The following is an 18,675-nucleotide window of genomic DNA, read 5'->3' on the forward strand; positions in this document are numbered from 1 at the left end:
CGGGATTTTCCGTTTTGGAGCCCGTGGGTCGACAGCTGTCACTATGGCGCGAAGATCGACCAGTTCATCATCTTCGCCAGTTTCTCCAGCGCCATCGATCCCAGCTTGGAATTGCCGTTGGCGTTGAGGCCTGGCGACCATACGGCAAGCGAAACCACGCCCGGCACGATCCCCAGTATGCCGCCGCCGACGCCGCTCTTGCCGGGAATGCCGACGCGAAAGGCAAAATCGCCAGAGCCATCATAGTGGCCGCAGGTCAGCATCATGGCGCCGATGCGCCGCGCGCGCTCCGCTGACACAACCGAATGTCCTGTCGCCGGGTTTTTGCCGCCATTGGCGAGGAACCGGCCGGCCATGGCCAGTTGCCGGCAACTCATGGCGATGGCGCAATGGTGGAAGTAGACGCCCAACGCCAGATCCGGTTGATGATGGAGATTACCGAAGGATTTCATGTAGTTGGCAAGCGCGAAGTTGCGGTAGCCGGTGGCGCGTTCCGAGGCCGCGACTTCGCGGTCGATGATGATCGTGTCGTCATCGGCCAGGAACTGGATGAAGCGCAGGATCTCGCCGATCGCCTCGCGTGGCTGATGTCCCGCGAGCAGAATGTCGGAAATGACGATGGCGCCGGCATTGATGAACGGATTGCGGGGAATGCCGTTCTCGTGCTCGAGCTGGACAATCGAATTGAACGGATTGCCCGACGGTTCACGCCCCACCCGCTTCCACAACGCATCGCCGACATTGCCGAGCGCCAGCGTCAGCGTAAAGACTTTCGAGATGCTCTGGATCGAGAAGGGCTGGTCGGCATCGCCGGCCATGAACACGCGACCGTCATTGGTGACGGCGGCAATGCCGAACTTCCTTGGATCGATCTTGCCGAGCTGGGGTATGTAGCTGGCGACCTCTCCGCGATCGGTCCGCTCCGCCATTTCAACGGCGACCTCGGCCAGGGCCTGTTCGAGCTCCGGCATCGTTACCTCAACCAACGCTCGATGCGCGTCATCGCCTCGACCATGTCGTCATGGCTGCCGGCATAAGAGAAACGCATGGTTCTGTGTCCTTGCAACGGATCGAAATCGCGCCCGGGCGTCGCCGCGACATGCGCTTCGGCCAGCATTTTTCGCGCGAAGGCCATGCTGTCATTGGTGTGCCTGGTGACGTCGCAGAACGCATAGAACGCGCCATCCATTGGCGCCGCCAGCGCGAAGCCGAGTTCCGGCAGGCGTTTCATCAGCAACTCACGATTCCCAGCGTAGCGTGCCTTCACTGCCTCCAGTTCCCGCGTTGCCTTGAAGGCGTCGATCGCCGCGATCTGCGACAGTTCCGGAGGTGAGATGTAAAGGCTCTGCGCGATGCGCTCGACCGGCCTCACCAGTTCCACCGGAAGCACCATCCAACCGATCCGCCAGCCGGTCATGCAATAGTATTTGGAGAAGGAGTTTATCACCGTCACATCCGCGCCATGGCCGAGCGCCGTGGTGTCGGGCGCGGCATAGGCCAGCCGGTGATAGATCTCGTCGGAGATCACGGCGATGCCGAGTTCATTCGCCGTCTGTACAAGCGCCGACAATTCGTCGGCCGCAATCACCGCGCCGGTCGGGTTGGCAGGGCTGGCGAACAAGACGCCCTTCAACGGTTTTTCGCGGTGTGCGGTTCTCAGATGGTCTGCATGCAGATAGGCGGCGCCGTCGAGTTCGATCTCGACCACGTCGATGCCAAGCGCGGCCATGATGTTGCGATAAGCGGGATAGCCGGGAGCGGCGATGGCGACGCGGTCGCCGAGATCAAACATGGCCAGGAACGCCAGGTTGAAGGCGGCCGATGATCCGGTGGTGACGGCTACCCGGCCGGGCGAGACATCAAGCCCGTAATGGTCGCCATAGTGCTCGGCGATTGCCTTGCGCAGGACCGCGAGACCGAGTGTGTCGGTATAGCCAATCCTGCCATCCTCAAGCGCCTTCGCGGCCGCCGCGCGTACCAGTGCCGGCGCCGGGTCCGAAGGTTGGCCAACAGCCATCGATATGACCGGCACGCCCTTGGACTTCAGCCGGTTGGCCTCGGCCAGGATATCCATGGCATGGAACGGCTCGACCTCGCCGCGGCGCGAAAGCGAAACAACCATTTGACCTCGTATCCTTGCCAGTCCGGCGAATCCGGAATTCGCATCACGTTCGAGCATCGCGGCCGGAGAATCCTGGCCATGCGCCGCACAGGCCGCCCGTGCAAAGTTGGTCAGCCACGCCGCACAAATGCCCGATTGGTATGGGGATCACAAGTTCAGTAAGTTTTCGGTGCCGACTTTTCATCTTTCGCCCGCTCGTCTACCAGTGGACTTGTCATGTTGAGCCGACCCAAATCAGCGATCGCCAAGGCAGCGCGCGTTTTCGCGACCCTTTCGCTTGCCGCTGCCGTTGCGTTGGCCGGCACGCTCAATGCCTTTGCGCAAAATGTGCCGGTTATTCGCGATGCCGAGATCGAGGCGCTGGTGCGCGACTATGCGCGGCCGATCTTCAAGGCGGCCGGCCTTGCCAATGACGGCATCGATATCGTGCTGGTCAACGACAGGAGCTTCAACGCATTCGTTACCGGGCGCCGCATGTTCATCAACACCGGGGCGCTGATGGCGGCTGAAACGCCAAACGAGATCATCGGCGTCATCGCCCATGAGGCCGGCCACATCGCTGGCGGCCATCAGCAGAAGCTGCGCGAACAGCTCGAACGCGCCAAGACGATGGCCATCATCGCAACGTTGCTCGGTGCCGGCGCGATCGTCGCCGGCGCGACCACCAACAACCGGGGCCTTGCCGGCGCCGGCATGGGGGTGGCAGCCGGCGGTGGCGAAATGGCGCAGCGGAGCATTCTGGCCTATCAGCGCGGCGAAGAGGTCACGGCCGACCGGTCGGCGATCACCTACCTCAATGCCACCGGCCAATCTGGGATGGGCATGTTGAAAACATTCGCTCGCTTCCAGAGCGCGCTCTCGCTGTCGGGCACGCAGATCGATCCATACCGGATTAGCCATCCGATGCCGCAGGAACGTATAGCCAACCTCGAAGTGCTGGTGAAGCAGAGCCCCTATATCGACAAGGTCGACCCACCTGCGCTGCAGCAGCGGCACGACATGATGCGCGTCAAGATTGCCGCCTACATGGAAGGTCAGGCCGCCCTGTCGCGGCTGGTACGCAAGATGCCGGGCAGCCTCGCCGCGCAATATGGCGATGCACAAGTGACCTATCTCTACGGCAATCTGGGGGCCGCGCTGACCAAGACCAACGCCCTGATCAAGACACAACCGAAGAACCCCTATTTCCAGGAGTTGCGCGGCGACATCCTGATGAAGGCAAACAAGCCGAAGGATGCCGCGGAAGCCTATGCCAAGGCGGTCAGTCTCGACCCTGCTCGGTCCGGACTGCTGCCCGTTTCCTATGGTCAGGCGCTTATGGCCGTCGGAACGCCTGATTCCCTCAAGAAGGCGGTGGCGCAGATCAACAATGGTCTTGGGCGTGACAAGGAAAACGCCGATGGATACCGCTATCTGGCGCAGGCCTATGGCGAGCTTGGCAACGTCACGTCGGCCGAACTCGCGACCGCCGAAGGACATTTCTATTCCGGCAACTACAAGGATGCTAAAATCTTCGCAATGCGGGCGCAGAAGACGCTCAAGCGCGGAGAGCCAGACTGGCTTCGCGCGCAGGACATTATAAATTACACGCCGCCAGGCAAAATCTAGTGAACCATCCGGCGATGCGCGACGACCAAGTGGACTGGAACAGGCAAAAGGATAGACGATCATGAACAAGGCAGTTCTGCTGGGCACCACGGGAGCAGCGGTAGCGCTTGCCATGCTGGCTTTCGGATTCGTGGCTGGAAATCCCCAGATGGCAAAGGCCGGCACCACGCAGCCTGTCCAGGCAGCGTCGGCTGACACCAAGATCGATCGCACCGAAGTCGAAGGCATCATTCGCGACTATTTGTTGAAGAATCCGGAAGTGCTTCTCGAAGTCCAGGATGCGCTGGAAGCCAAGCAGAAAGAAGAGCAGCGCATTGCCCATCTCGGCGTCATCAAGGGCGCCAAGGACCAGATCTTCAATTCCAGCTTCGACGGGGTCGTCGGCAATCCCAACGGCAAGGTCACGATTGTCGAATTCTATGACTACAATTGCGGCTTCTGCAAACGTGCCATCGACGACATGAAGGCGCTGACCAAGACCGATCCGGACCTGCGGTTCGTGCTCAAGGAATTCCCGATCCTCGGCCCGGATTCGCAGAAGGCAAGCGTCGTGTCGATGGCATTCCACCTGATGATGCCGAATACGGCGAATTCCACAATGCACTGCTCGGTGGCCAGGGACGCGCAACGGAGGCGGCAGCGATCAAGGTCGCGCTTTCGCTCGGCGCCGACGAAGCCACGCTGCGCGAGAAGATGAAGGACCCGACGATCCCCGAGGCCATCTCCAAGACCTACGACCTCGCCAACAAGCTGGCCATCACCGGAACGCCGTCCTATGTGGTCGGCAACGAGGTGGTGTTCGGGGCGCTCGGACAGGAAGTGCTGGCGGAAAAGATCGAGGCGGCGAAAGCCGCACTCTGATTGGTTGCGGATTTTTTCCTCACGGCCACATTTCCGCCTGTTGTGGACAGTGAAAGAACGTACTTGCGCTCTTTTCGCAGGCGTCTATGCCCATTATAGAGGGTCCGGCGCGCCGGCTTGACGCCGGCGCCGGGAAAGGTCGGCATTTTTTGAAAACGGTTTTCGTCCTGAATGGCCCCAACCTCAACGCGCTCGGCAAGCGCGAACCGGGGATCTATGGCGGCAAGACGCTTGCCGCCATTGCCGACGACTGCAAGGAAGCAGGTGCCACGCTTGGACTCGAGATCGATTTCCGCCAGTCGAACCATGAGGGCGACCTCGTCGACTGGATTCAGGAAGCCGGAGACAAGGCCGCTGGCATCGTCATCAATCCAGGCGCCTACAGCCATACCTCTATTGCCATTCACGACGCCATCCGCGCCATCGCGCCGCTGCCCGTCGCTGAAGTCCATCTTTCCAACATCCATGCGCGGGAATCATTCCGCCACGTCTCCATGGTCGCGCCGGTTGCGGTCGGCATGATCTGTGGTTTCGGGCCGCTGGGCTACACGTTGGCGCTGCAAGCGCTGGCCGCACGCCTATGACCGGCCAACAAACAGAAGGCTCGAAAATGTCGATAAAGAAGACCGGTGTTGACCAACAGCTGATCCGCGATCTGGCGGGCATCCTGAACGACACCAATCTCACCGAGATCGAGGTCGAACTGGGTGACCTCAAGGTGCGGGTATCGCGACAGGCGCCAGCCGTCCACGCGATCGCTGCCCCGCAGCCATCCTATGCGCCTGCACAGCCGGCGGCCGCAACTGCCCCGGCAGTCGTTGATGTATCGAAGAACGCGGTGCCTTCACCGATGGTCGGCACCGCCTATCTCTCACCGTCGCCGGATGCAAAGCCGTTCATCGAGATCGGCCAGCAGGTCAAGGAAGGCCAGACGCTGCTGATCATCGAAGCGATGAAGACGATGAACCAGATACCCTCGCCGCGCGCCGGCACGGTGACGGCGATCCTGTTCGAGGATGCACAGCCGGTCGAGTACGGCATGCCTCTCGTCGTGGTCGAGTAGAGCAGGCCGGATGTTTCAGAAAATCCTCATCGCCAATCGCGGCGAAATCGCTCTCAGGGTGCTGCGCGCCTGCAAGGAACTTGGCATCCAGACCGTCGTGGTGCATTCGACCGCCGACGCCGACGCCATGCATGTAAGGCTCGCCGACGAAAGCGTTTGCATCGGTCCGCCGCCGTCACGCGACAGCTACCTCAACATCCATCAGATCGTCGCGGCCTGCGAGATCACCGGCGCCGATGCTGTGCATCCCGGCTACGGCTTCTTGTCGGAGAACGCCAAGTTCGCCGATATCCTTGCCGCGCACAACATCACCTTCATCGGTCCATCCGGCGATCATATCCGCATCATGGGCGACAAGATCGAGGCCAAGCGCACGGCCAAGCGCCTCGGCATCCCCGTGGTGCCGGGCTCCGATGGCGCGGTTACCGAGGAAAAAGAAGCCAGGCGCATTGCCGCCGAGATCGGCTATCCGGTGATCATCAAGGCGTCGGCCGGTGGCGGCGGGCGTGGCATGAAGGTGGCGCTTACCGAGGCCGATCTCGAAATCGCCCTGCAGACGGCGCGCACGGAAGCTGGCGCGGCGTTCGGCGACGATGCCGTCTACATTGAGAAATACCTCGAAAAGCCACGCCATATCGAAGTGCAAGTGTTCGGCGACGGCTTTGGCCAGGGCGTGCATTTCGGCGAACGCGATTGCTCGTTGCAGCGCCGCCACCAGAAGGTCTGGGAAGAAGCGCCCTCGCCGGCACTCAATGCCGAAGAGCGCGCCCGCATCGGTGGCATCTGCGCCAAGGCAATTGCCGACCTTGGCTATTCGGGCGCCGGCACCATCGAGTTCCTGTACGAGAACGGCGAGTTCTACTTCATCGAGATGAATACACGCCTGCAGGTCGAGCATCCGGTCACGGAAGCGATCACCGGCATCGACCTCGTGCACGAGCAGATCCGTGTTGCCTCCGGTGGCGGACTTTCGGTCAGGCAGGAAGACATCAAGTTCAACGGCCATGCCATCGAATGCCGCATCAACGCCGAAGACCCGCGCACCTTCACGCCCTCGCCTGGCACGATCACCCATTTCCACACGCCTGGCGGCCTGGGTATCCGCGTCGATTCTGGTGTCTATTCCGGCTACAAGATTCCGCCCTATTACGACAGCCTGATCGGCAAGCTGATCGTGCACGGCCGCAACCGCGTCGAGTGCATGATGCGGCTGCGGCGGGCGCTGGACGAATTCGTCGTCGACGGCATCAAGACGACGCTGCCGCTGTTTCGCGATCTCGTCGGCAATGCCGACATCGCCAATGGCGACTATGACATCCACTGGCTGGAAAAATACCTGGCCAAAGGCGAATAGCGCGGGGACGCGATGACCCGTCCCTTCGCGCCCGGCTATCGCCTTCCCACCGACCTTCTGCTCAAGGCATATGCCTCGGGCGTCTTTCCGATGGCCGAAAGTGCCGGCGATCCGGAGGTGTTCTGGGTGCGGCCGGAGACGCGCGGCATCATCCCGCTTGACGGTTTTCACACGCCCAAAAGCCTCAAGAAAACCATCAAGAAGCATCCGTTCGACATCCGTTTCGATTTCGATTTCGAAGCCACGATCGATGGCTGCGCCGAAAGGCGCGAAGAGCGCCGGTCGACCTGGATCAATGCGCCGATCCGCGAAGCCTATGTGCAATTGCACCGGATGGGTCATTGCCATTCGGTAGAGGCCTGGCGCGAGGAGCGGCTGGTCGGCGGCCTTTATGGCGTGTCGCTCGGGCGCGTCTTCTTCGGCGAAAGCATGTTCGCCAGGGAAACCGACGCGTCCAAGACCTGCCTTTTCTATCTCGTCGAGCGGTTGAAGGCTCGCGGCTTCGCGCTACTTGATACGCAGTTCACCACCGAGCACCTGAAGCGCTTCGGCGCCGTCGATATGCCGCGCGGCAAGTACGAGAAGATGCTGGCTGATGCGTTGAAGGGTGAGGCTGTTTTTTATCCGTGACCGGAGTGGCCAGATGTCGAGCGACAACAACCGACCCGCTGACATCCAACCTGTCGTCCAAGCTTTGATTGAAAAAGGCCAAGACGTTACGATGTCCGAGCTCGACGTGCTTCTCCCCAAACGAGAACTAAATTCGGCGGAGATCGAAGATATATTTGCTGCCCTTGCGGAGCACGGTCTACACGTCACCGAATGACGCTCGGCCGCCTGTGTAGGCTTACACGCGCGGTCAGGCTTTCGTGCTCGTCTCGATCGGCGTCTGCGAATGGAACATCATCTTCCAGCCGTTGACGCGATGGACATAGCCGGTGCTGACCAGCGCCGCGTAGGGTTCACCATTCTCGCGGGTCGCGCGCGCTTCGTAAGTCAGCATGACAATATCGCTGCCGGGCTCGACGATGCCTTTGAGCTCGATCTCGAGATTGCGCCAGCGATTGGGATTTTTGGCGGTTTCGGCAAGTTCCGCGTTGCTCATCGCCTGCGCCATCTGCGGGAAAGCGACAAGACACTCCGTGTCGGCATTGGCGGCATAGAATGCGGAATTGCCTGTCCAGAACCCTCTCTCGAGTTCAAGCAATTCCTTCTTGCTTGCGGTGATCGGCTTGCTGGCTGGCATCGCGGAATCCTCCATGCGCATCCTTGCGCGGTCCGCTAGCAAACGTCTGGCCGGCGTGGCGGTTCCGAACGATCAGTTGGTGTTGGTGGTCTCGTCGCCGGTTGTGTCGGGCGCCGTGGCGGGCTTCGGCGTGGAGGCGGCTGCCTTGGCGCCATTGCTCTTGCCAGCATCGGCCTTGGGGGCACCAGCCTTGACGGCATCGGGCGCCGGAACGTCCGACTTCTGTTTGCATTCCTTCAGCCAGACGTCATAGACGGCGTGCTCGACCGCATTGAGGCCGGGGCTTTCAGCGAACATCCAGCCGGTGAAGATACGGCGGATTTTCCGGTCGAGCGTGATCTCGTCGACCTCGACAAATGAATCCGTCTTCGGATCCTCGGTCTGCGGTCGCGAATAGCAGACCCGCGGCGTGACCTGCAAAGCGCCGAACTGCACCGTCTCGTCGATATAGACATCGAAGGTGATGATGCGGCCGGTGATCTTGTCGATGCCTGCGAATTCGGCAACCGGATTGCTGATGCGATCGGAGCCAGTGGGTGCGGCTTGCGTGGGGACGGCGGGCGCCGGCGCGGGCTCAGGCGAAGCAGCGAATGCCGTGCCGCAAGCGGCAAGAGCGGCTGCCGCTGCCGTCAGTCCACGCACAGAGATTCGGCCGAAAATACTCATTCAAGGATACCGGTGGTTGGCGCCCGGGGTGATTCTCTCAATCACAAGGCTAGTTGCCGCTTTCAGATCAGCAAGCAGCTAAACGCCAATTGTGGCGAGAAAGGACCGAGCTTGCGATTACGAGCCGGGCGTCCAGGCGTCGTAGTCGCCGGTCACTTGCGGGCGGTGCTGATTGGTCAACACGGAGCCCTTGGGACGATAGGCGGCGGGGCTGCCGGTCAGGTTGGGCTGATGCGGCTTCTGCCAATCGCGCGGCTTGTAGTCGTCGCTCGGCGGCGCGACATCGACACGATGATGCATCCAGCCATGCCAGCCGGGCGGAATCATCGAGGCTTCCGAATAGTTGCGGTAAATGACCCAGCGGCGGGTACGGCCTTCCGAATCGATGCCGCCCTCGTAGTAGACGTTACCGGTCTCGTCCTGACCGACCCTTTTGCCATAGCGCCAGGTGTGCAAGCGCGTGCCTATGGTCTGGCTGTTCCACCAGGTGAAAAACTGAGTAAGGAAAGTCTTCATCTCGGAGTCCTCGCGCCAGCGGCGCCTGTTTCCTGCTTATGGCGTCAGGCCATCGCGAAGGCAAGGGTTTTGCCATGACCGACAAGCAAATGGGCTGCGGGAAAACCGACCGATGGCGCGATCTTACCCTGCGGCAGGAAGGAAGCTTGCCAATCCTGCTTTGTGTTTCTAAAGCTCGGCGCGCCCAGAGCGGGTATCCGCCATGGCTACTGGTGAGGGAGGCAAGAGTGGGCCCAGACGCATCCGACCTCGATCTCCGCACCAGCACCGATATGATTCGCCACCGCAAGGGTGGCGAGCCGATCGTCTGCCTGACCGCCTATACCTACCCGGTGGCCCACCTGCTCAACGATCATGTCGACCTGCTCCTGGTCGGCGACAGCGTCGCGATGGTTCTGCACGGCCACAAGACGACGCTGGGCGCCTCCCTCGAGATGATGATCGCTCACGGGCAGGCAGTGATGCGGGGCTCGACAAAGGCCTGCGTCGTGGTCGACATGCCGGCCGGCAGCTATGAGCAATCGCCGGCGCAAGCTCTCGCCTCGGCGCGTCGCATCGTCGACGAGACCGGGTGCCAGGCCGTGAAGCTTGAGGGTGGCGTCGGTATGGCCGCGCAGATCGCGGCAATCGTCGCGAACGGCATTCCGGTCATGGGTCATATCGGCTTGCTGCCGCAATCGGTGGAAAGCGACGGCGGCTACAGGATCAAGGGCCGGACCGAAGAGAATGTGGCGGCGCTGTTTGCGGATGCGGAGGCGGTGGAACAGGCCGGTGCGTTCTCGGTGGTCATCGAAGGCACGATCGAGACCGTCGCCGCCGACCTCACACGACGCATCTCCATTCCCACGATCGGCATCGGCGCCAGCGGCGACTGCGACGGCCAGATCCTTGTGATCGACGACATGGTCGGCCTGACCGTCGACCGCGTGCCAAAATTCGTCAAGGAATACGCCAATCTGCGCGACGTCATCTCGCATGCCGCCGCCACCTATGCGGCGGAGGTGCGAAGCCGCGCCTTCCCCGGCCCGGATCACATCTTTTCGGCGACAAGCGGCAAGGAGCCGATATGAGCAGACCCCTCGTCGTCGACAGCGTTGCCGCTCTTCGCGCGCAAATCCACGACTGGCGGCGCGACGGCCTCCGTGTTGCCATGGTGCCGACCATGGGCGCACTGCATGACGGGCACATCTCGCTGGTCAGGATAGCACTCGAGAAGGCCGACCGTTGCGTCGTCTCGGTCTTCGTCAATCCGGCACAGTTCGCCCCCACCGAGGACCTCGACAAATATCCGCGCCAGCTTGCCACTGATCTCGACCGCCTGGCGGAGGCGAACGCCCATCTGGCCTTCACACCGACGGTCGGAGAAATGTATCCCGCTGGCTTCGCCACCAGGATTTCGGTCGGTGGCCCCTCCTCCGGGCTTGAATCGGACTTCCGGCCGACCTTCTTCGAAGGCGTCGCAACCGTCGTGGCAAAGCTGTTTTCGCAGGCGTCTCCCGACTTCGCGGTATTTGGTGAAAAGGACTATCAGCAGCTTTGCGTGGTGAGACAGCTTTGTCGCGACCTCGATCTGCCTGTCGAAATCATCGGCGCGCCCACGGTGCGTGATGCCCATGGTCTCGCCATGTCCTCGCGCAACGCCTATCTCAACGAGACGGGGCTCAAGATCGCCCGTCAGTTCAACGTGGTATTGCGCAAGGCCGCGGCCGCCCTGGCGGCAGGCGGCGATGAAGCAGCCATCACTGGCGACGCGGTTTCGGCGCTTGCCCAACTGGGCTTCGACAAGGTCGACTATGTGCAGGCGCGCGAAAGCCTGACACTTGCGCCTTGGCGGAACGACCATAGTGGCCGCCTGCTTGCCGCTGCCTGGCTAGGCAAGACCAGGCTGATCGACAATATCGAGATCCCCTCCGCCTAAACGGGGGCTGCTCATTCCTCGGTCGGCATATGCAGATACATCGACTGGATGCCGACCCGGCCAGGACCGGTGAACCGGTTGACGATGAAATTCATGTTGGCGCCGAAGAAGCCGCTGGATAGACGGTCTATCTTGGTCTCCATCCTGACCGACGCGTCCTTGAACAGCCAGCCACCGGGCTCGATGTCGATGGTTTCGCCAGCCGCAAGCGTCTTTTCGAAAACGTTGCCGTAGCCATGCAGCCAGACGACGCCGTCGCCGGCATCGCCGCGAAAACGGTCGATGAAGAAGCCGCTCTGGCCAAACAGCATCGTCGCCATGCCGCGTACGCGCTCGAACGTATATTCGACATTGCCGGTCGCCGCGAGGAACTGATGCTCGCGAACCTGGATTTCCTCGCCGCGCCTGAGATGGATCGGCACGATATGGCCAGGTCCGTCACGGCTGAAGGCGATGATGCCTTGTCCCGACGCCTCGGTGACGAAAATCTGCATTCCAGCCATCATGCGCTTCAGCGCGCCCTTCAGCGATTTCAGGCCGATGGTGATGGTGGAGTTCTTCCAGAGCAGGATGTGGTGCTCGAAATAGACAGGCATGCGCGAAACATCGACAGACAGGACAGGCACCAGCTCTCCTGCAACATGGTAGGTGACGCCGCCAAAGGTTTCGTCCGACACCTGTGTCGGCAACAGTTCTGGTAGGCTTGGCATGATTCCCCCTCAACGCCGCCCCGCACAAATATCCAGCTGTTCTGGCATTCGCACGGATACCGGCTGCGTCAGCTTGGTGCCGGGCCATCGTACCGTCAAATGAAAACCAGCCCTTGGCCGTGCCGCTCGCGCGAAGGTGATCCAGGCATATGCCGGCAGGCGTAGCTCAGCCGGCAAGAGGCCGGAGGTAGACGAGCGTCGGCTTTCCCCAGGCGCCGGCGTGCTCGCCGACATCGGCGGATCGCGCAAAGCCGTTCGCCTCGTAGAAGGCGATGGCTCGTGTGTTCTGCTCCTCCACCTCCAGGCGGATGGCGCCGGCTTCGGGGAAACTCTCGATGATCTCATCGAGGAGCATGCCGCCGATACCCCGCCCCTGCAGGCTGGGAAGCACGTAGAGCTGCTTCAGGGCAACCAGTTTGCCGCCGTCTACGCTTTCGGCAAAAGCCACGCCGCCAATACGCTTGCCGTCATCGGCAACGAGAAACTCGCTGTTCGGCCGCGCCAGCCTCGTCTTGAGCGAAGCAATCGAGTGCCACTTGTCCGTGATTTCGGTAACCCGGTCGGCACCATGGATGGCGTCATAGGTCGCATGCCAGGTTTCGACCAGCAACGCCCGGATGGCGGCGAGGTCGCGATCCCCGGCGGTGCGGACGAACATGCCTATTCGAGGCCCAGCTTGGCCTTGACGAGGTCGTTGACGACCTGCGGATTGGCCTTGCCGCCGGTTACCTTCATCACCTGGCCGACGAACCAGCCGGCCATGGTCGGCTTGGCGCGCGCCTGTTCGACCTTGTCGGGATTAGCTGCAATCACTTCATCGACGGCCTTTTCGATGGCGCCGGTGTCGGTGACCTGCTTCATGCCCAAGCTTTCGACCAGTTGGCGCGGATCGCCGCCCTTGGTCCAGACAATCTCGAACAGGTCCTTGGCGATCTTGCCGGAGATGGTGCCATCCTTGATCAGGTCGATGATCGCGCCGAGCTGATCGGGTGAAACCGGAGCATTTTCGATGTCCTTGCCGGCCTTGTTCAGTTGCCCGAGCAGATCGTTGATGACCCAGTTGGCGGCAAGCTTGCCGTCGCGGCCAGCAGCGACCTTCTCGAAATAATCGGCGATCGCCTTTTCCGAAACCAGGATCGAAGCGTCATAGACCGACAGGCCAAGCGAAGAGATCAGCCGTGCCTTCTTGTCATCCGGCAGTTCCGTCAGGTCTTTCGCCAGTGCGTCGACATAGGCCTGGTCGAATTCGAGCGGCAACAGGTCAGGGTCCGGGAAATAGCGGTAATCATGCGCCTCTTCCTTGGAGCGCATCGACCGCGTCTCGCCCTTGACGGCGTCAAACAGCCGCGTTTCCTGGTCGATCTTGCCGCCATCCTCAAGGATGGCGATCTGCCGGCGTGCCTCGTATTCGATGGCCTGGCCGATGAAGCGGATCGAGTTGACGTTCTTGATCTCACAGCGCGTGCCGAACTCGCCGCCGGGCTTGCGCACCGAGACGTTGACGTCGGCGCGCATCGAGCCCTCGTCCATGTTGCCGTCGCAGGTGCCTAGATAGCGCACGATGGTGCGCAGCTTGGTCACATAGGCCTTCGCTTCGTCAGCGGAGCGCATATCCGGCTTGGAGACGATCTCCATCAGAGCCACGCCGGAGCGGTTGAGGTCGACATAGGACATGGTCGGGTGCTGGTCGTGCATCGACTTGCCGGCATCCTGTTCCAGATGTAGGCGCTCGATGCCGACCTCGATGTCCTCGAACTCGCCCTGGCGGTCCGGACCGACCGAAATGATCACAGTGCCCTCGCCGACGATCGGCTGCTTGAACTGCGATATCTGATAGCCCTGTGGCAGATCGGGGTAGAAATAGTTTTTCCGGTCAAAGACGGATTTGTGGTTGATCACGGCCTTCAAACCGAGGCCGGTGCGGATGGCCTGCTTGACGCATTCCTCGTTGATGACGGGCAGCATGCCAGGCATTGCCGCATCGACCAGGCTGACATTGGCGTTGGGCGCGGCGCCAAAGGCGGTCGAAGCGCCGGAAAACAGCTTTGCCTCCGAGGTCACCTGGGCGTGCACCTCGAGACCAATGATGATCTCCCAGTCGCCGGTGGCGCCGGGGATCAGGCGTTTTGCGTCGGGCGTGCGGGTGTCGATGAGTGTCATGGTAGCCTGCGAATTACGGTGACCAAACTCACGTTTGAACGTGAGTGTCACGTCGGACGTGAAAGTCATTCGCTAGTGCAAACCGCCAAAAGAGACAAGCGCAAAGCCACGGACTGGCCTTTACGGCTGCATTCGCCTATATGCCGCCCATCCCAATGGAGAGTGGATGTCTACTTACGCTGAGTCCCGGTAAGGCCCTGACCTCCTAGCGAGGCGGGGCAGAAAACCTGAAACCCCGTGCCGCGATGCTTCGCGGCGGCGGCATTCTTTGTTTTCCCGGAAACTCTCCCATGGATATTTCGCGCACTGAACAGCGCGTCCTGCACCTGCTTGCGCAGGGCGGTCGCATTGAAATCGAAAAAACGAAAAGAAACGGATCGCCTCCGTCAAATGCCTGACCCGCGACGGCTGGCATTATCCGGGCGTCGATCTCGACCTGTTTCGAAAGCTGAAACGGAAGAAGGCGGTTTCGTCGTCTGGTGGCGGCCCCTACCACATCACAAGGCGCGGGCTCGAACTCGTCCGTTCCGAACTCGACAACAGATAGAAGCCAGGTTCCGCCGACCGGCATGCCGGTCGGCGGTTTCCCGCTCGATCAGGCCGTTGCGATATAGGCCCTGATTTCGTCGGCCTCGCGCTCCACGTCCTCGATACGGCGCTTGACCACATCGCCTATGGAGATGATGCCATCGAGCAGACCGTCCTTTTCCACCGGCAGATGGCGGAAGCGGCCCCTGGTCATGATCTCCATGACTTCGTTGACCGTATGATTTTCGTTGCAGATCTTCACTTTCGGCGTCATCGCCGAGCGCACGGCGATACCGAGCGCCGCTCCGCCTTCCTTGGCGACAACCCGCACGATGTCGCGCTCGGAAAGAATGCCGACGATCTTGCGATCGCCATTGGTGATGACCAGCGCACCGATCTTGTGTTCGGCCAGGATGCGAATGGCCTCGCTAAGTTTTTCGTTCGGCCCGAGCGTCAGCACGTCGTGGCCCTTGCTTTCGAGAATTGCCTTAACCGTCATGGCGACCTCCTCCTGCTTGCCGGTTCCTGCCCTGACCGGCTTCACTTAAGAGTGAACATCGTGCGCCGCGATCGGTTGCATTTCAAGTGCGGTAGTCCGTGCCCGTCCATTCGGGTTGCTGCCATCGCCGATCAAACCAGCGCAGGCCGAAGAAGCCGGCAACGAAGCCACCGACATGCGCTTCCCAGGCAATCTGGCCATCAAAGCCGAACGCGAAGCCGAACAGGCCTGTGGCGAGATTGATCACCATCCACGCGATGATAAAGATCGTGACGCCGCGCAGCCGCAGGATGATCGAGATCGGCAGCAGGGGTCCGGCAAAGGCGGTCTTTCCGGATGAACGTTCAGTACGCAAGCCAAACCGTGTCGCGGCGCCCATCATGCCGGAAATCGCGCCGGAAGCCCCGACCAGTGGCACTTCACCAAAGGGATGAATTGCCCAGAAAAGCACGACGGAAGCCAGGCTGGTCGCAGCGAAGAACAGTGCGAACCGGAGGGTGCCCAGACGATTTGCCAACGGCGAACCGAAGGCGGCGAACATCACCATATTGATCAGGATATGGGCAAAGCTACCGTGCATGAAGGCATAGGTGAAAGGGCGGGTTAGGAGGAACCAGTCGAAGCCGTATTGACCGGTGTAGAGGGCGGGAATGAAGGCCCCGTCGTAAAGCAATGTCAGTTGCTGCGCCTGCGTCAGCACATATTCCTGCAACAGATAGACGACCGCGCAGATGCCGATCACCGCCAGCACGACGGGAGGCAGGTTGAACACCGGCTCGCGACGCGGCTCCGGCTCGAGCTGTGTGTGTTCGATGTCCGAAGGGCTTACCGGTTCACTCATGCGTCGTTGCACTCGATCCAAGAGTTCAGTTTCACGGCCATCCAAGCCGCTTACCCATAAATGGGCGGCAACGCCAGCCAACCAATGCCCGCAATAGCTTTCATGCGGACACAGGCCGACCGACACGACGAGTTTACAAGAGCTCCAAGCTGGCGATCTCGGCAAGTTCTCGGCCCCGACACCGCATTGCAAATCCGCGGCCACCGCGGCCGTGGCCTTAGCTGCATCGCCGGAGAGAACGATCCCTGGACGTCAGCATTTATGGAAATAGCGATAGGTATCCGGGGCTCCCATCCACTTGAAATCCGGCGTGAGACCGCCCCGCGCATTGATCCAGCCCTGGATATCGGACGCATAGGCATGCCAGAGCACAGCCGTCATGTCCGGCCGATGCGCCGTGTGAAATCCAAAGCGCGCCGCCGGCATCACGCATATGTGGTCACGCGGAATATACCCCAGCAAGACCGTGCACGCCGACTGGCATGCCCCGACGATCCGTACTTTGACGCCCCGCGCCGCCAACTCTTTCCAGCGCTGGCTGTATGCGGCGACGCTGCCGCCATGGCTGTCGGACACGTCGATCGTCTCAGCCGCGGCAACCGACGTGCCGAGCATTGCGAACATCAAGACCAGCCCTGCGATTATCCTTTTCATGACGCACCTCGACATGGTGAAAAATCCCTGCGGGATGGCTCGATACTCTCCTGATTTTCGGGTTTTATAATGGCGATCGCCATGGCCCGATCGCCCGTCTCGTGATCGCGCTCTGACGTATCTTGATGCGCTCTTGGGTCGTGCACGAGATCGCCGCCAGTAAAATCACAATAGAGAATCACATAAAGCGAATCACAGGACGCGAATCAAAAAGAAGCCGCCCAAGGTTTCCCTTGAACGGCTTGTCGAGTCCCCTGCTCCCCTAAAACTCTTAACCGAAGTGCTGCCGATCGTCGCGAAACGACCGCTTCTGGAGTGGTTTTGGTATGCCACAGGCCTTTCGCGGGCACAACGTAAACCACTTGTTAACCTTAACGACCCCGACCCGTGAACAAGTGTTAACGACGCTGGCACGCTTCCTGCTCCGCAACGCATGTAAGTCATCGGAGGGCGCCCTTCTGTTCACCGATGGGACATCAGACGACAGATTGCGCGGAGCAGCATACCATGAACCAGAACGGATCGATCACGCTGTTCCATTATTGGAACCGCCTGCGTGACGGACGCCCTGCGCCGAAGCGCTCTGAAATCGAGCCCGCCGATATCAAGTCGCTGCTGGCCGATACATTCATCCTTGAGAAGGATACGCGCGGCGAAGCCGTCTTCCGGCTGGCCGGCACCCGGCTGTGCGCCACCTATGGCCGTGAGCTCAAGGGCTTTTCCTTTCCCTCGCTATGGCGCGAGAAGGACCAGCGGCTTGTCTCAAAACTCGTCCATGGCGTTTTCGATCAGAAATCCGTGGTGCTGATCACCTATGAAGGCTTCAGCCGCAACGGCCGCACCAACAAGTTCGAACTGCTTGTGCTGCCGCTTGATGGCGGCATCGAAAATCCACGCTGCCTGGGTGCGATATCAGCGGTCGAAAAACCGTTCTGGCTGGGGGCGGACCCAATCACCGACGTGCTCATTGATTCCATTCGCGTCGTTGACCCGGAAAACGAACCTGTGTCCCTGAAAAGCCGACCCGCGATCAGCGTTCCGTCGCTTGTTCCATCAGATCTCGATGCGCCCGAAACGATCTCCGCGCTTGGTCGGGCGCGCCGCATCCGGCATCTCGTCGTGTTCGACGGCGGCCGAGACGAATAGGCCGCGATACCCGCGCGGTGACGACTTGCTTTTTCCCTTTGTTAACCTGCACTGCTGTACTTTCCGCTGAAATTCCTCGCATCGGCGCGGGAATGCCAAACGGGGTGTAGGCAGTCATGAGGTCAGCGGCGGTCGACTACGCGCCGTCCCGAGCTGAAAGGCGCAACTTTCAGCGCGTCCGGGTGAAGATTTACGGACGCTTCATGCTGGAAGACCGCACCGAACACCCTTGCCAGGTCGTCGACATGTCGCCGGGCAATGTAGCGCTTCGTACCGAGCGCGTCGGCATGCCCGGCGAGAAAGTCATTGCCTACATCGATCACATCGGCCGCATCGAGGGCGTCGTCACCCGCACCCTGCAGGACGGTTTCGCGATGACCGTCATCGCGTCGGACCGCAAGAAGGACAAGCTTGCCGCGCAACTGACCTGGCTTGCCAACAAGCACGAGCTCGATCTGCCGGAAGACCGTCGCCACGAACGCGTGGCGCCGCGCAATCCGACCAGCGTGCTGCAGCTCACCGACGGGCGTCAGTACCAGTGCCGCATCATCGACCTGTCGCTTTCGGGCGCGGCGATCGAGATCGACGTCAAGCCGGCGATCGGCATCCAGGTGATGCTGGGCACCATGCGTGGACAGGTAGTGCGCCACTTCGAAGATGGCGTGGCCATCGAGTTCGCGGTCATACAGCGGCCCGAAACACTGGATTCAGAATTCAACTCGCCACGCACCTAACACCGGCTGCATCCAACCGAACCGGCCGCTTGCGGCCGGTTTTTTATTG

Annotated in this window: 21 protein-coding genes and 2 pseudogenes; 12 read left to right on the plus strand and 11 right to left on the minus strand. The window is 61.0% G+C overall.

Annotated elements, in window-relative coordinates; all coding sequences use genetic code 11:
* Window positions 1-41: 41 nt before the first annotated feature.
* Both LGH82_RS06585 and LGH82_RS06590 read right to left on the minus strand, forming a co-directional pair.
* Window positions 42-971, minus strand: coding sequence for a glutaminase (locus LGH82_RS06585; RefSeq protein WP_227347760.1), 930 nt, complete (start codon window positions 969-971; stop codon window positions 42-44).
* 2 nt (window positions 972-973) lie between these two features.
* A complete protein-coding gene (locus LGH82_RS06590) occupies window positions 974-2,122 on the minus strand; it encodes a pyridoxal phosphate-dependent aminotransferase (protein WP_227347761.1) in 1,149 nt (382 codons plus the stop codon).
* A 216-nt stretch (window positions 2,123-2,338) separates the two neighbouring features.
* On the opposite strand from LGH82_RS06590, the gene LGH82_RS06595 reads away from it, so the two are divergent.
* From LGH82_RS06595 to LGH82_RS06625, 7 genes and pseudogenes are all read left to right on the plus strand, one after another.
* Complete coding sequence (locus tag LGH82_RS06595; protein ID WP_227347762.1) at window positions 2,339-3,730, plus strand: M48 family metalloprotease; 1,392 nt, start codon at window positions 2,339-2,341, stop codon at window positions 3,728-3,730.
* Between the two features lie 61 nt (window positions 3,731-3,791).
* Window positions 3,792-4,591 (plus strand): annotated as a pseudogene (locus tag LGH82_RS06600) (DsbA family protein).
* 149 nt (window positions 4,592-4,740) lie between these two features.
* Complete coding sequence (gene aroQ / locus LGH82_RS06605) at window positions 4,741-5,175, plus strand: type II 3-dehydroquinate dehydratase (RefSeq protein WP_227347763.1); 435 nt, start codon at window positions 4,741-4,743, stop codon at window positions 5,173-5,175.
* A gap of 26 nt (window positions 5,176-5,201) precedes the next feature.
* Window positions 5,202-5,654 carry an acetyl-CoA carboxylase biotin carboxyl carrier protein gene (gene accB / locus LGH82_RS06610; protein ID WP_227347764.1) on the plus strand — a complete coding sequence of 151 codons (453 nt, stop codon included), beginning with the start codon at window positions 5,202-5,204 and terminating at the stop codon, window positions 5,652-5,654.
* A gap of 10 nt (window positions 5,655-5,664) precedes the next feature.
* Window positions 5,665-7,008 (plus strand): acetyl-CoA carboxylase biotin carboxylase subunit, encoded by a 1,344-nt coding sequence (gene accC, locus LGH82_RS06615; protein ID WP_227347765.1) that lies wholly within the window; start codon window positions 5,665-5,667, stop codon window positions 7,006-7,008.
* Between the two features lie 12 nt (window positions 7,009-7,020).
* Window positions 7,021-7,638 (plus strand): leucyl/phenylalanyl-tRNA--protein transferase, encoded by a 618-nt coding sequence (aat, locus tag LGH82_RS06620; protein ID WP_227347766.1) that lies wholly within the window; start codon window positions 7,021-7,023, stop codon window positions 7,636-7,638.
* A gap of 13 nt (window positions 7,639-7,651) precedes the next feature.
* Window positions 7,652-7,834: an RNA polymerase sigma factor region1.1 domain-containing protein gene (locus LGH82_RS06625; protein ID WP_227347767.1), complete on the plus strand. Its 183-nt coding sequence runs from the start codon at window positions 7,652-7,654 to the stop codon at window positions 7,832-7,834.
* Window positions 7,835-7,867: 33 nt separating this feature from the next.
* Here LGH82_RS06625 and LGH82_RS06630 read toward each other — a convergent pair whose 3' ends face one another.
* The 3 genes from LGH82_RS06630 to LGH82_RS06640 form a co-directional block, all read right to left on the minus strand.
* Window positions 7,868-8,254 (minus strand): hypothetical protein, encoded by a 387-nt coding sequence (locus tag LGH82_RS06630; RefSeq protein ID WP_227347768.1) that lies wholly within the window; start codon window positions 8,252-8,254, stop codon window positions 7,868-7,870.
* 72 nt (window positions 8,255-8,326) lie between these two features.
* Window positions 8,327-8,920: a DUF2155 domain-containing protein gene (locus LGH82_RS06635; protein ID WP_227347769.1), complete on the minus strand. Its 594-nt coding sequence runs from the start codon at window positions 8,918-8,920 to the stop codon at window positions 8,327-8,329.
* 117 nt (window positions 8,921-9,037) lie between these two features.
* The gene (locus LGH82_RS06640; protein WP_227347770.1) at window positions 9,038-9,436 is read right to left on the minus strand and encodes an NADH:ubiquinone oxidoreductase subunit NDUFA12; all 399 of its coding nucleotides are present in this window, start codon (window positions 9,434-9,436) and stop codon (window positions 9,038-9,040) included.
* 272 nt (window positions 9,437-9,708) lie between these two features.
* On the opposite strand from LGH82_RS06640, the gene panB reads away from it, so the two are divergent.
* Window positions 9,709-10,506 carry a 3-methyl-2-oxobutanoate hydroxymethyltransferase gene (gene panB / locus LGH82_RS06645; RefSeq protein ID WP_227349504.1) on the plus strand — a complete coding sequence of 266 codons (798 nt, stop codon included), beginning with the start codon at window positions 9,709-9,711 and terminating at the stop codon, window positions 10,504-10,506.
* A complete protein-coding gene (gene panC, locus LGH82_RS06650; RefSeq protein ID WP_227347771.1) occupies window positions 10,503-11,354 on the plus strand; it encodes a pantoate--beta-alanine ligase in 852 nt (283 codons plus the stop codon). Before panB ends, panC begins: the two co-directional genes overlap by 4 nt.
* 11 nt (window positions 11,355-11,365) lie before the next feature.
* On the opposite strand, the gene LGH82_RS06655 is transcribed toward panC, so the two are convergent.
* The 3 genes from LGH82_RS06655 to gatB all read right to left on the minus strand — a co-directional run bounded on the left by LGH82_RS06655 (window position 11,366) and on the right by gatB (window position 14,224).
* Window positions 11,366-12,064 carry an AIM24 family protein gene (locus tag LGH82_RS06655; RefSeq protein ID WP_227347772.1) on the minus strand — a complete coding sequence of 233 codons (699 nt, stop codon included), beginning with the start codon at window positions 12,062-12,064 and terminating at the stop codon, window positions 11,366-11,368.
* Window positions 12,065-12,230: 166 nt separating this feature from the next.
* Entirely contained in the window at window positions 12,231-12,722 is a 492-nt protein-coding gene (locus LGH82_RS06660) for a GNAT family N-acetyltransferase (RefSeq protein WP_227347773.1), read from the minus strand.
* Between the two features lie 2 nt (window positions 12,723-12,724).
* Entirely contained in the window at window positions 12,725-14,224 is a 1,500-nt protein-coding gene (gene gatB / locus LGH82_RS06665) for an Asp-tRNA(Asn)/Glu-tRNA(Gln) amidotransferase subunit GatB (protein ID WP_227347774.1), read from the minus strand.
* Between the two features lie 290 nt (window positions 14,225-14,514).
* Between gatB and LGH82_RS06670 the strand changes: the two are divergent.
* A pseudogene (locus tag LGH82_RS06670) lies at window positions 14,515-14,771 on the plus strand (YjhX family toxin).
* A 48-nt stretch (window positions 14,772-14,819) separates the two neighbouring features.
* On the opposite strand, the gene LGH82_RS06675 reads toward LGH82_RS06670, so the two are convergent.
* From LGH82_RS06675 to LGH82_RS06685, 3 genes are all read right to left on the minus strand, one after another.
* A complete protein-coding gene (locus LGH82_RS06675; RefSeq protein ID WP_227347775.1) occupies window positions 14,820-15,251 on the minus strand; it encodes a CBS domain-containing protein in 432 nt (143 codons plus the stop codon).
* Window positions 15,252-15,333: 82 nt separating this feature from the next.
* Entirely contained in the window at window positions 15,334-16,092 is a 759-nt protein-coding gene (locus LGH82_RS06680) for a rhomboid family intramembrane serine protease (protein ID WP_227349505.1), read from the minus strand.
* A gap of 252 nt (window positions 16,093-16,344) precedes the next feature.
* A complete protein-coding gene (locus LGH82_RS06685) occupies window positions 16,345-16,746 on the minus strand; it encodes a hypothetical protein (RefSeq protein WP_227347776.1) in 402 nt (133 codons plus the stop codon).
* Between the two features lie 507 nt (window positions 16,747-17,253).
* Between LGH82_RS06685 and LGH82_RS06690 the strand changes: the two genes are divergently transcribed.
* Window positions 17,254-17,892, plus strand: coding sequence for a PAS domain-containing protein (locus LGH82_RS06690; RefSeq protein WP_227347777.1), 639 nt, complete (start codon window positions 17,254-17,256; stop codon window positions 17,890-17,892).
* Window positions 17,893-18,008: 116 nt separating this feature from the next.
* Complete coding sequence (locus LGH82_RS06695) at window positions 18,009-18,626, plus strand: PilZ domain-containing protein (protein WP_227347778.1); 618 nt, start codon at window positions 18,009-18,011, stop codon at window positions 18,624-18,626.
* The last annotated feature ends 49 nt before the right edge of the window (window positions 18,627-18,675 follow it).

The sequence above is a fragment of the Mesorhizobium sp. PAMC28654 genome (assembly GCF_020616515.1).
Lineage (GTDB): Bacteria > Pseudomonadota > Alphaproteobacteria > Rhizobiales > Rhizobiaceae > Mesorhizobium.

Excerpts from the sequence above, each read along its gene's own strand:
- LGH82_RS06585 (WP_227347760.1), bottom strand. The coding sequence starts at position 971 with ATGCCGGAGCTCGAACAGGCCCTGGCCGAGGTCGCCGTTGAAATGGCG.
- LGH82_RS06590 (WP_227347761.1), bottom strand. The coding sequence starts at position 2,122 with ATGGTTGTTTCGCTTTCGCGCCGCGGCGAGGTCGAGCCGTTCCATGCC.
- LGH82_RS06595 (WP_227347762.1), top strand. The coding sequence starts at position 2,339 with ATGTTGAGCCGACCCAAATCAGCGATCGCCAAGGCAGCGCGCGTTTTC.
- accB (WP_227347764.1), top strand. The coding sequence starts at position 5,202 with ATGTCGATAAAGAAGACCGGTGTTGACCAACAGCTGATCCGCGATCTG.
- accC (WP_227347765.1), top strand. The coding sequence starts at position 5,665 with ATGTTTCAGAAAATCCTCATCGCCAATCGCGGCGAAATCGCTCTCAGG.
- aat (WP_227347766.1), top strand. The coding sequence starts at position 7,021 with ATGACCCGTCCCTTCGCGCCCGGCTATCGCCTTCCCACCGACCTTCTG.
- LGH82_RS06625 (WP_227347767.1), top strand. The coding sequence starts at position 7,652 with ATGTCGAGCGACAACAACCGACCCGCTGACATCCAACCTGTCGTCCAA.
- LGH82_RS06630 (WP_227347768.1), bottom strand. The coding sequence starts at position 8,254 with ATGCCAGCCAGCAAGCCGATCACCGCAAGCAAGAAGGAATTGCTTGAA.
- LGH82_RS06635 (WP_227347769.1), bottom strand. The coding sequence starts at position 8,920 with ATGAGTATTTTCGGCCGAATCTCTGTGCGTGGACTGACGGCAGCGGCA.
- LGH82_RS06640 (WP_227347770.1), bottom strand. The coding sequence starts at position 9,436 with ATGAAGACTTTCCTTACTCAGTTTTTCACCTGGTGGAACAGCCAGACC.
- panB (WP_227349504.1), top strand. The coding sequence starts at position 9,709 with ATGATTCGCCACCGCAAGGGTGGCGAGCCGATCGTCTGCCTGACCGCC.
- panC (WP_227347771.1), top strand. The coding sequence starts at position 10,503 with ATGAGCAGACCCCTCGTCGTCGACAGCGTTGCCGCTCTTCGCGCGCAA.
- LGH82_RS06655 (WP_227347772.1), bottom strand. The coding sequence starts at position 12,064 with ATGCCAAGCCTACCAGAACTGTTGCCGACACAGGTGTCGGACGAAACC.
- LGH82_RS06660 (WP_227347773.1), bottom strand. The coding sequence starts at position 12,722 with ATGTTCGTCCGCACCGCCGGGGATCGCGACCTCGCCGCCATCCGGGCG.
- gatB (WP_227347774.1), bottom strand. The coding sequence starts at position 14,224 with ATGACACTCATCGACACCCGCACGCCCGACGCAAAACGCCTGATCCCC.
- LGH82_RS06675 (WP_227347775.1), bottom strand. The coding sequence starts at position 15,251 with ATGACGGTTAAGGCAATTCTCGAAAGCAAGGGCCACGACGTGCTGACG.
- LGH82_RS06680 (WP_227349505.1), bottom strand. The coding sequence starts at position 16,092 with ATGAGTGAACCGGTAAGCCCTTCGGACATCGAACACACACAGCTCGAG.
- LGH82_RS06685 (WP_227347776.1), bottom strand. The coding sequence starts at position 16,746 with ATGAAAAGGATAATCGCAGGGCTGGTCTTGATGTTCGCAATGCTCGGC.
- LGH82_RS06690 (WP_227347777.1), top strand. The coding sequence starts at position 17,254 with ATGAACCAGAACGGATCGATCACGCTGTTCCATTATTGGAACCGCCTG.
- LGH82_RS06695 (WP_227347778.1), top strand. The coding sequence starts at position 18,009 with ATGAGGTCAGCGGCGGTCGACTACGCGCCGTCCCGAGCTGAAAGGCGC.